This is a genomic window from Bacteroidota bacterium (assembly GCA_039821555.1).
In the GTDB taxonomy this organism is placed as follows: Bacteria; Bacteroidota; Rhodothermia; order Rhodothermales; family Rubricoccaceae; genus JBCBEX01.
In genome coordinates this window covers 125,966-134,437 of the sequence record JBCBNX010000011.1, presented here as the reverse complement: position 1 = coordinate 134,437, position 8,472 = coordinate 125,966, and the positions used below count along the sequence as shown (strand labels likewise).

Sequence of the window (8,472 nt, the reverse complement as noted above, 5' to 3'; positions counted from 1 at the left end):
TCGTAGGTATTTAATCCCTCTACCTCAAGTTTTGTAGCTGCTACTTTCGCACACAAACCGGCACCTCTACCATCAAGTCTGAGGTAGAATAGTATACCGCCCCCACTTAACCGCAGTCGCTCCATTGCTAGACGTAACTGATCTGCGCAGTCGCAGAGATCGCTGTCAAAGGCTTCCGCGAACACGCACTCAGAGTGGATCCTGACTATTGGTCGCTCTGAGGCTTCTGGGTCACCGACAAACACGACTAAGTCACCATCTACTGCTTCTGTAAACGATGCTGACTCAACTCGAAGCATTCCCCATGTACGCGAATTAAATGTCGCAGTTGCTCCTAGGTGGTTTAGGTAATTAGTCATGACTAACCAGTCTTATAGTTCTTTGGGCATGTTCAAGCTCGCTTTCAAGCTTAGCCAGCATCTCTTGCCGGTTTTCCCTAGACAGATACAAAGTCTCAGTCCGATAGTGTCGCTTAATGGCACTCAATGACCTGGCTGCGTCATCGTCGGCGGTTATAGTGGCCAAAACTGTGATGCTAGGCTCATCTAGTAGGCGATGGATAGCATTCAGGAAGCGGCTAGAGTCTCGAATCTGCAAGTGGCCGATCTCATCAATTAGGATCAATCTAATACCTTGTAAATTTTCTAAAATATAATCTGCTATATTATCCCATAAATCTACCGCCTGTTCCTGGGCTCGATATTGACCATCATGTTTTCGGAGGTATTGTACTGTCTGTCTATTTTTTTGGTGTACAGAAAATCCGGATCTCGTCTTCCTTTCGGTATCAGAGTGCTCTGCTTTTGTTAAGACCCAGAATATATATTCGTTATCATTTAGGTTTCTTATAATTGTCTCCATGAGAGTCGTCTTTCCTGTTCGCGGCTCCCCCGTAAGCAATATAAATTTGCTAGAAGCCATATATAACTTCCTGAATTCGGATGATATATGTCTGTAAATACGAGGTGACTGAGATCCTAGGACATTGTACGCTAGTTTTGATTCATATGATATCCTAAAGCCAGCATCTCGCACTATAGCTTTGTGCTTACTCGTGTCCGAGTGGCCAGGGTCGGCAATTACAGACGTAGTGCTTACTGGGTACGGGCAGTATCTTACGGTGAGCTTTTCAGTGTTAACCCTTTGGCAAATGTCGGATATCTGAGCCATAAATGTATTAGACCTGGCGACTAGATAGTCTGGTTTGTTTAGATTATCGTTTCTAAGCGCCATAAGTGAAGCTGTGTAGAGATCTGGAGTAGTTGCCACCATCTGGATACGACCCCCTTTGTCTAAAAATTTAATTATACTTTCTCTATGTCTTTCGGCAATCAAATTTCCTGTTTCCTGTGTGATTAACAAATCATGACTGGCATCATTAATGATATCTGACTCATCTATATTTGCATTAAAAAAGGAGTCCGCCTCTGGTTCTTGTGTATATATCGTGATCTGGTCAAGTGACTTTCGGACCTGATCACGTCCATGCCGCTCTCGAATCAGCGTGAAGGCAAGAATTGAAAGCACTCCAAGAGTTGCTGCCGACAGAGTGCGCCCATCAAATTGATCGTCTGTTAATCCCAGATATGAGCAAATGACTGCCGCCGCTAGTGCGATTACTGGATCTATGTTCGTCCACAGCCAAATGAAAACGAGCTTGATTCTTTGTAGCATTGTCTCTTTGGATAGGGTCATGCAAAGTCATTTGCCTCGTCTCGATCTGACTAGATCACGCTGGTACGACTAGCTGAGCAGCTGTGCTTAGTTAGCGTCCATACCCATGAATATCCAGGAATTGCTTGCATTCCAAGGGTAGGGGGTAGCTGAGCCTGGAGGCTGTACACGATACTGAGAGGGATCGTGGTACACAAACCCTGTTGTCGTCACGCTCTTATCACGACCTTGTGACGCTCCGCGATGAAAAAGCAAGTGTCTTGCCTTGCACCAGATGAGTGTTGCCGTTACTGGCTTTCCGCAACAGTCGATGAGCCAACTAGCAGTCTTGAGCTTCTGTGAGTTGAGCACCTCAGAACTCGGCTCTCAGGGCGAAACCCTCCCAATGGCGCGCGCATTGTGACTCTACAGCCTGGTCCTGAAAGGGGTCATTGCTGGAACCGGCCCCGGTGCGTTGCCGCGCATCGGGGTTTTCTATTTCAGAGAGTCGGCTACCCTTTTTAAATCGCTAGCCGTATCGAGCAACGCCCGGCGAATCTTTTCCCGATTCTCCGTGGACAGCTCTGTGCCCCGGTGAGCTGCGGTGTAGTAGCTCGATTCATTGATACCGGCACGGTTGAGGACGGCGCGGATTGACAGCAAGCTCTTAAGCTCTGTGCTGAGGTCTGAGGCATTCATATGCAGGGAGAGCAGCAGATCGAAGCGACAGCATGAAGGTAAGAATAGTGCGCCTCATCATGAGATATTTTACTTGACAATTGAGCAGTAAAATCTTACATTAGGATCGATTCAAGGGCGCGGCAACGCCCATCTTCTCAACCCAATCGGTTCCTTCAATGACGATCAGCCTCACCATCCCCTCTACACGCTACGGTCAGATCCACGTCACCGCCAATATCGCTCCCGATGATTACCTCATCGACTACCTCACCGATGGCAATGGGCGTCCGTTCCCTGGCACCGTCGAAGCCGACGTGCTCGAAGAAGTCGAGACGGCCATCGAGTTCGAGTTGCAGTGTGCTCGCTACGACGAAGCGATGCGCAACATGGACGACATGGCACTAGCGTCCTACTACGCCTAGCACATCGAAGGGGCAGGGGCATCGGTCCTCGCCCTGTTCATGTTGTCCCGAACTCCGGCCGACTCTGACCATGCCTATCTGCCCGCTCCGCACGCTTGACAACCCCGCCGACCTCGACCGCTACCTCACACTCAAAGCGGAGGTGAAGCGGCTCACCGCCGAAGTGAAGGCGCTTGAACCCGTGATCCTGAATAGCCTCATGGATGAGGACGGCGACCGCGCCGAACACCTCGGCTGCACGCTGGAAGTACGGACCCGTCGCCGCTGGTCGTACTCTGCCCGCGTGGACACGCTCGCCGCCGAACTCAAGGCGACGAAGAAGCTGGAGGAAGCCAACGGAACCGCCAAGTTAGAGGCGATCACCTCACACGTTGCGGTGACGCTTCCTCGTACCGCCCGAAACGCTGCCTGAGGAGCGAAATCGGGTAGTTGTTGTACCCCTGAATGTAAAAGCCCCGGTAAAACAAGTGTTTACCGGGGCTAATAGTGGGCCCTGTTGGATTTGAACCAACGACCTCTCGCGTGTGAGGCGAGCGCTCTGAACCCCTGAGCTAAGGGCCCGCTCCCACCGCTCACGCCTGTGGACGAGCGGGCACACAACATACGGCGCTTGGCGAAGGGCACGCAACCGACCGGGACCTGCGATAGTCTCCGTCGGTGCGATTTCGCCGTTCGTTGATGGAGCGCCGGGGTGTGGAGCACGGAGCCGCTAGGCGCTCAGTTCAGCACCGGCTCGTAGACCTCGCGCAGGAGGCTCTGCAGCTTGGTGCGCCCGCGGTTGATGCGGCTCTTGACGGTGCCCATCGGGAGGCCCGTGATCGTGGCGATCTCCTCGTAGGCGAGCTGCTGCACGTCGCGAAGCACGACGACCTCGCGGAACTCCTCAGGAATCTCCATCAGCGCCTGCTGCACGTAGGCATCCTGGAGCGAGCCCTCGGCCGTGTCGTCCGGCGCGAACTGCTGCTCGTCGGGGATCTCGATCTCGTACTCCTCGTCGTCGCGGTTGACGGCGTTGAGGGAGTAGACCTGGCGGCGCTTGCGCTTGCGGTACTCCGAGCGCGCGAGGTTACCGGCGATCGTGTAGAGCCACGTCGAGAACTTGGCAATGCGGCGGTAGGAGTGGCGGTTGCGGTAGACGCGCAGGAACGTCTCCTGGAGGAGGTCCTCGCACTCGCGTGCATCGCCGACGAAGCGGTAGACGTAGTGCGAGAGCGGGTCGCGGTAGCGCCCGACGAGGAGGTCGAACGCCTCGACGGTGCCCTGCTGGAAGTGGGCCATCAGGTCCTCATCGTTCATCGCGGTGAGGAGGTGCATCCGGCGCTCGGTGGCCGTGCGGCGGCGCGTGGCGGTCTTTTTGTACGTGGCCATGGGATAGGGAGGTGACGGGCGGGAAAGGACGTGAGGAGAAGGGAAGTGAGGAGAGGTGCCGTTCATAGCTGGCTAATGTCCAGCGAAGTATCTACAATCGTCCTTGCAGTATAGGGTTAGGAATCGGAAGAACGTGGACGAGCGCTCGGTGAGGCTAGCTCAGACATCACGCGGCACGCCGCGTCGGGGCCGGGCTGGCCAGGATGCGGCGGAGCAGGAGGAGCACGACGAGCCGTTCGTCGCGGGCGGAGCCGCCCTTGAGTTCGTAGTCGGCGGCGAGGAGCGCCTCGAAGGTGCGCGGGATCGCGGCGAGGCCAAGCGTCCGCAGTGCGAAGGTGTACTCCTTGACGAAGTACGGGCTCACGCCGATGTGCCGGGCGAGGTCGCGGTCGGAGAGCCGCTTCGCCTGGCCGTCGGCTGCCTTGGCGAGCAGGCCCACGTAGCGCGTCAGCATCGCCACGATCATGAGCGCCTCGCCGCGCCGGTTGGCGGCCTGCCGGAGCATCTGGTCGGCGATGGTCTGCGCACGGACAGCGTCGCCTTGGCCGATGGCTTTCTGCAGCTCGAAGATGTTGAACTCGCGCGTGTGACCGCCTGCGGCGACGACGTCGTCGGGGGTGACGCGCTTCCGGTCGCCGAGGTAGACGGCGAGTTTCTCGACCTCCTGGGCTGCCGTGCGCAGGTCGGTGCCGACGGCCTCGGCGATCATCTGCGGGACGCCGGAGGCCGCTTGCAGCCCGCGCTGGCGGAGGCGCTGTCCGATCCAACCGGGCATCTGCCGGTCGTAGAGCGGCTTGAACTCCGCGGCGACGGCGTGCTGCTTGAGCGCGCGGTAGGGATGTGCGCTGAGGTTCGGCTTCGAGCGGCACGCCAGAAGTACCACCGCCGACGGGTTCGGCTGCGCGGCGTAGTGCTGGAAGGCCCGGTTGCCCTGCAGCTTCTCGAAGTCGCGCACGACGACGACCCGGCGCTGCGCCATTACGGGGAAGCTCGCGCAGAGCGCCAGCGCCCGCTGCACGTCCGACTCGGCGCCGTAGACGAGGTCCAGGTTGAAGTCGCGCTCGTGCGGCTGCAGCGCGTGCTCAACGAGCAGTGTCTGGAGTTCGTCGATCAGGAAGCCCTCCTCGCCGTAGAAGAAGTAGAGCGGCTGGAAGTTGCCGTGGCGGAAGGCCGTGGCGAGATCGTCGTAGCTGGGACCGGGCTTGGCAGCCATGGTGCGCGGGAGCGGCAGGTGCAGGCAAAAGAAGGGCGAGCCCGCATAGAGAAGAGAGGACAGGCTCCGGGCCGGAACTCAGCGCTGCGAGCGGCGGTCCTGTTCTGTCCCCAGAATAGGGACCAGGATATGTGCGAGCACTCGGACTAGCCCCGAAGCCGCCGTAGGACCAGGGCTGACAACCTGCCAGGGAAGCCCCTAAACGTCCAAATCGTTCAGGGAAGATTGGACGGCGCCTAATGAGCGGATAGCCTACTTTGGCAAGTCCTCTGCGCGCGACGTCAGCTTGCTCTCGTGCAGCCGGTAGGCGAGGTCGCGCAGTCGGTCGGCGTCGTGTTGGCAGATCCGCAGCACGTAGGCGCCCAGCGTGAGCGTCTCCGAGTCGTCGGTGGCGCTAGCGAGCATCGCGGTGCGCTGCCAGGCGTCTGGAGGCGCCGCAGTCAGTTGGTCGAGCAGCGCCTGCCGGGCGTCGCGCATGCGGTCGAGCAGCACGGCGAGGTTCGTGTCGTTCCACGCGGAGCCTTCGGCGAGGGCAGCCTCGCCAGCGCGGGCAAGCGCGGGCGTGCCCTCGCTCAGCATCCGCGCGACCTGCGGTGCGTGTACCTCGTGGTCGAGGGTGGCTAGCAGCCCGAACGTTTCCTTGACCGAATGTGTGTTGGGCATCGGTCGGCCCGTGAGCACGTTGGGCGGGAGGGCGGCCATCAGCGGTCCCAGCGCCTCCGCTTCGACGATCAGCCAGCCGAGCTGCGCCAGCAGCGCCTCGCGGCGGACGGCCTGGGTCTCCGGTGCGTTCGCGGGGGCCGCGTAGTCGTCGAGGTTGACGGGCATGGGGAGGTGTGATTCGGTGCTTCGGTGGCCCGGTGAGGGAGCCAGGATGTCTGACTCAAGACCGGAAGACCGGAATACTGAAAGGCAGATCTACTCGCTGGCCTCGCCCTCGACGACCTCCTTTACGTAGTCGAGGCGGTTGCGGAGCGTGTGGACGTTGTTCTCGCGCTTGAAGTCCCACTGCTGGCCGAACTGCTGCTGGTTGCGCTTACGCTCCAGGAAGCCGAGCCGGTCCTGGAGAACCTCCTTCGGCTGGAGGAGCCGCGTCAGGTCGAAGACGGCCTCGTCGCGGTCCTGGAACGTGAGGTCGAATTCTTTCGACATCACGATCGCCTCTTCGGGGCAGACTTCCTCGCAGTAGCCGCAGTAGATGCAGCGCAGCATGTTGATCTCGAAGCGCTCCGGCTCGCGCTCCTTGATGTCGTCGAAGACCTCATGGGCCTGCATCGAGATGGCGAGCGGCGGGCACGAGCGCGCGCACAGCCCACACGAGACGCAGCGCGGGCGGCCGTTCTCCTCCACAAGCACCGGACGACCACGGTAGGAGTCGGGTGGGTAGAACTGCTCCTCCGGGTAGTTGAAGGTGTACGACGGCGCGCGCATCTTGCGGCCCGAGTAGCGGAGGCCCTTCAGGATCTCGGGGAGGTAGAGCTTTTCCCAGAAGCCGAGCTTGCGCTCGCCGGGCTTGGCGGTGACGGAGTATGTGCCGGGCATCGTCAAGAGGGTGAACGTCGGAAAGAAGGCGAATCTAACACGAGGCGTCCACCAGGGATTCAACAGCGGTGCCAAATCCTCAACAGCGGTGCCAAATCCGTAGCGGCTTCGCGGAAGCGCGCCGGGCGAAGTGCGAAGTTGAGTGAGATGCTCCACCCTGAAACCATGCTACGGTCCGATGCTACCGAGGTAGGCTTTGGGTACGAACGTTTGCAGGTATGAACGTGTGGCGGTGCTGACCCCGCGTCCACACATTCATACGCCCACACTTTCAGACCTCAACTCTCCGCATGATCGACCGCTACACCCGGCCCGAGATGGGCGCGCTCTGGAGCGAGCAGGCTCAGTTCCAGTCTTGGCTCGATGTCGAACTCGCCGCCTGCTGGGCGTGGAGCAAGGCCACCGGCCAGATCCCCATGCAGGACGTCGAAGTGCTCTACGCCGATGCGTCGTTCGACATCGCCCGCATCCACGAGATCGAGGCCGCGACGCGGCACGACGTGGTCGCGTTCACCCGTGCCGTCTCGGAGACGCTCGGGCCCGAGAAGCGCTGGGTGCACTACGGCCTCACGTCGTCCGACGTAGTCGACACAGCGCTCGCTTACCGCATCACGCAGGCGAACGAACTCCTGCGCAAAGGCCTCGACCGACTCTCGGACGTGCTCGCCGCCCGCGCTCGGGAGCACAAGACCACGCTCTGCGTCGGCCGCACGCACGGCGTTCACGCCGAGCCGACGACGTTCGGGCTGAAGCTCGCGCGGTTCTACGACCAGGTGCAGCGCGACATCGTCCGCTTCGAGGCCGCTGCCGAAGCGCTGCGCGTGGGCAAGCTCTCTGGGGCCGTCGGCACCTTCGCCAACATCCCGCCGGAGGTTGAGCGGCTGACGTGCGAGCGCCTTGGCCTGCGCCCTGCGCCCATTTCCACGCAGGTGCTCCCGCGCGACCTCCACGCGCAGTATCTCGGCGCGCTCGCGCTCGTCGGGGCGACCATCGAGACGATCGCCGTCGAGATCCGGCACCTCCAGCGCTCGGAAGTACTCGAAGCGGAGGAGGCGTTCGGCAAAGGCCAAAAGGGGTCGAGCGCGATGCCGCACAAGCGCAACCCGGTCGGCAGCGAGAACCTCACCGGCGCGGCGCGGCTCTTGCGCGGCTACATGGTGAGCGCCTACGAGAACGTCGCCCTCTGGCACGAGCGCGACATCAGCCACTCGTCCGTCGAGCGCGTGATCGTCCCCGACGCGACCATCATCCTCGACTACGCGCTGCATCGCCTCGCTCGCATCGTGGAGAACCTCACGGTCAACGCCGACCGGATGAAGGAGAACCTGGAGCGGACCTACGGGCTCGTCTTCAGCCAGCGGCTCCTGCTGATGCTCATCGACACGGGCCTGAGCCGGGAGGCAGCCTATGACCTCGTGCAGCCGCTCGCCATGAAGGCGTGGCGCGAGCGCACGAGTTTCCGCGAGATCGTGGAGGCCAACGAGGCCGTCCGGCAGCACCTCAACCTGGGCCAGATCGGCGAGGCCTTCGATCCGGCCTACCATCTCCGCGAGGTAGACACGATCTTCGGGCGCATCGGGCTCTAACGCCTTG

The 8,472-nt window shown here is 60.3% G+C and carries 8 protein-coding genes and 1 tRNA gene; 3 read left to right on the top strand and 6 right to left on the bottom strand.

The window, feature by feature from the left end; all coding sequences use genetic code 11:
* Positions 1-351: 351 nt before the first annotated feature.
* Positions 352-1,695 carry a nucleoside-triphosphatase gene (locus AAFU51_13200; protein MEO1572214.1) on the bottom strand — a complete coding sequence of 448 codons (1,344 nt, stop codon included), beginning with the start codon at positions 1,693-1,695 and terminating at the stop codon, positions 352-354.
* 815 nt (positions 1,696-2,510) lie between these two features.
* Between AAFU51_13200 and AAFU51_13195 the strand changes: the two genes are divergently transcribed.
* Together AAFU51_13195 and AAFU51_13190 are read left to right on the top strand one after the other, a co-directional pair.
* On the top strand, positions 2,511-2,756 hold the full coding sequence (locus AAFU51_13195; protein ID MEO1572213.1) for a hypothetical protein: 246 nt from the start codon (positions 2,511-2,513) through the stop codon (positions 2,754-2,756).
* Positions 2,757-2,826: 70 nt separating this feature from the next.
* Complete coding sequence (locus AAFU51_13190; protein MEO1572212.1) at positions 2,827-3,168, top strand: hypothetical protein; 342 nt, start codon at positions 2,827-2,829, stop codon at positions 3,166-3,168.
* A 75-nt stretch (positions 3,169-3,243) separates the two neighbouring features.
* Here AAFU51_13190 and AAFU51_13185 read toward each other — a convergent pair.
* The 5 genes from AAFU51_13185 to AAFU51_13165 all read right to left on the bottom strand — a co-directional run bounded on the left by AAFU51_13185 (position 3,244) and on the right by AAFU51_13165 (position 6,879).
* A tRNA-Val gene (locus AAFU51_13185) sits at positions 3,244-3,317 on the bottom strand.
* Between the two features lie 156 nt (positions 3,318-3,473).
* Positions 3,474-4,052, bottom strand: coding sequence for a sigma-70 family RNA polymerase sigma factor (locus AAFU51_13180; protein ID MEO1572211.1), 579 nt, complete (start codon positions 4,050-4,052; stop codon positions 3,474-3,476).
* A gap of 238 nt (positions 4,053-4,290) precedes the next feature.
* Positions 4,291-5,337, bottom strand: coding sequence for a DNA polymerase III subunit delta (gene holA / locus AAFU51_13175; protein MEO1572210.1), 1,047 nt, complete (start codon positions 5,335-5,337; stop codon positions 4,291-4,293).
* A 252-nt stretch (positions 5,338-5,589) separates the two neighbouring features.
* Positions 5,590-6,165, bottom strand: a complete 576-nt coding sequence (locus tag AAFU51_13170; GenBank protein MEO1572209.1) for a DinB family protein — start codon at positions 6,163-6,165, stop codon at positions 5,590-5,592.
* Between the two features lie 90 nt (positions 6,166-6,255).
* Complete coding sequence (locus AAFU51_13165; protein ID MEO1572208.1) at positions 6,256-6,879, bottom strand: NADH-quinone oxidoreductase subunit I; 624 nt, start codon at positions 6,877-6,879, stop codon at positions 6,256-6,258.
* Between the two features lie 290 nt (positions 6,880-7,169).
* Between AAFU51_13165 and purB the strand changes: the two genes are divergently transcribed.
* Positions 7,170-8,465: an adenylosuccinate lyase gene (purB, locus tag AAFU51_13160; GenBank protein MEO1572207.1), complete on the top strand. Its 1,296-nt coding sequence runs from the start codon at positions 7,170-7,172 to the stop codon at positions 8,463-8,465.
* Positions 8,466-8,472: the final 7 nt, after the last annotated feature.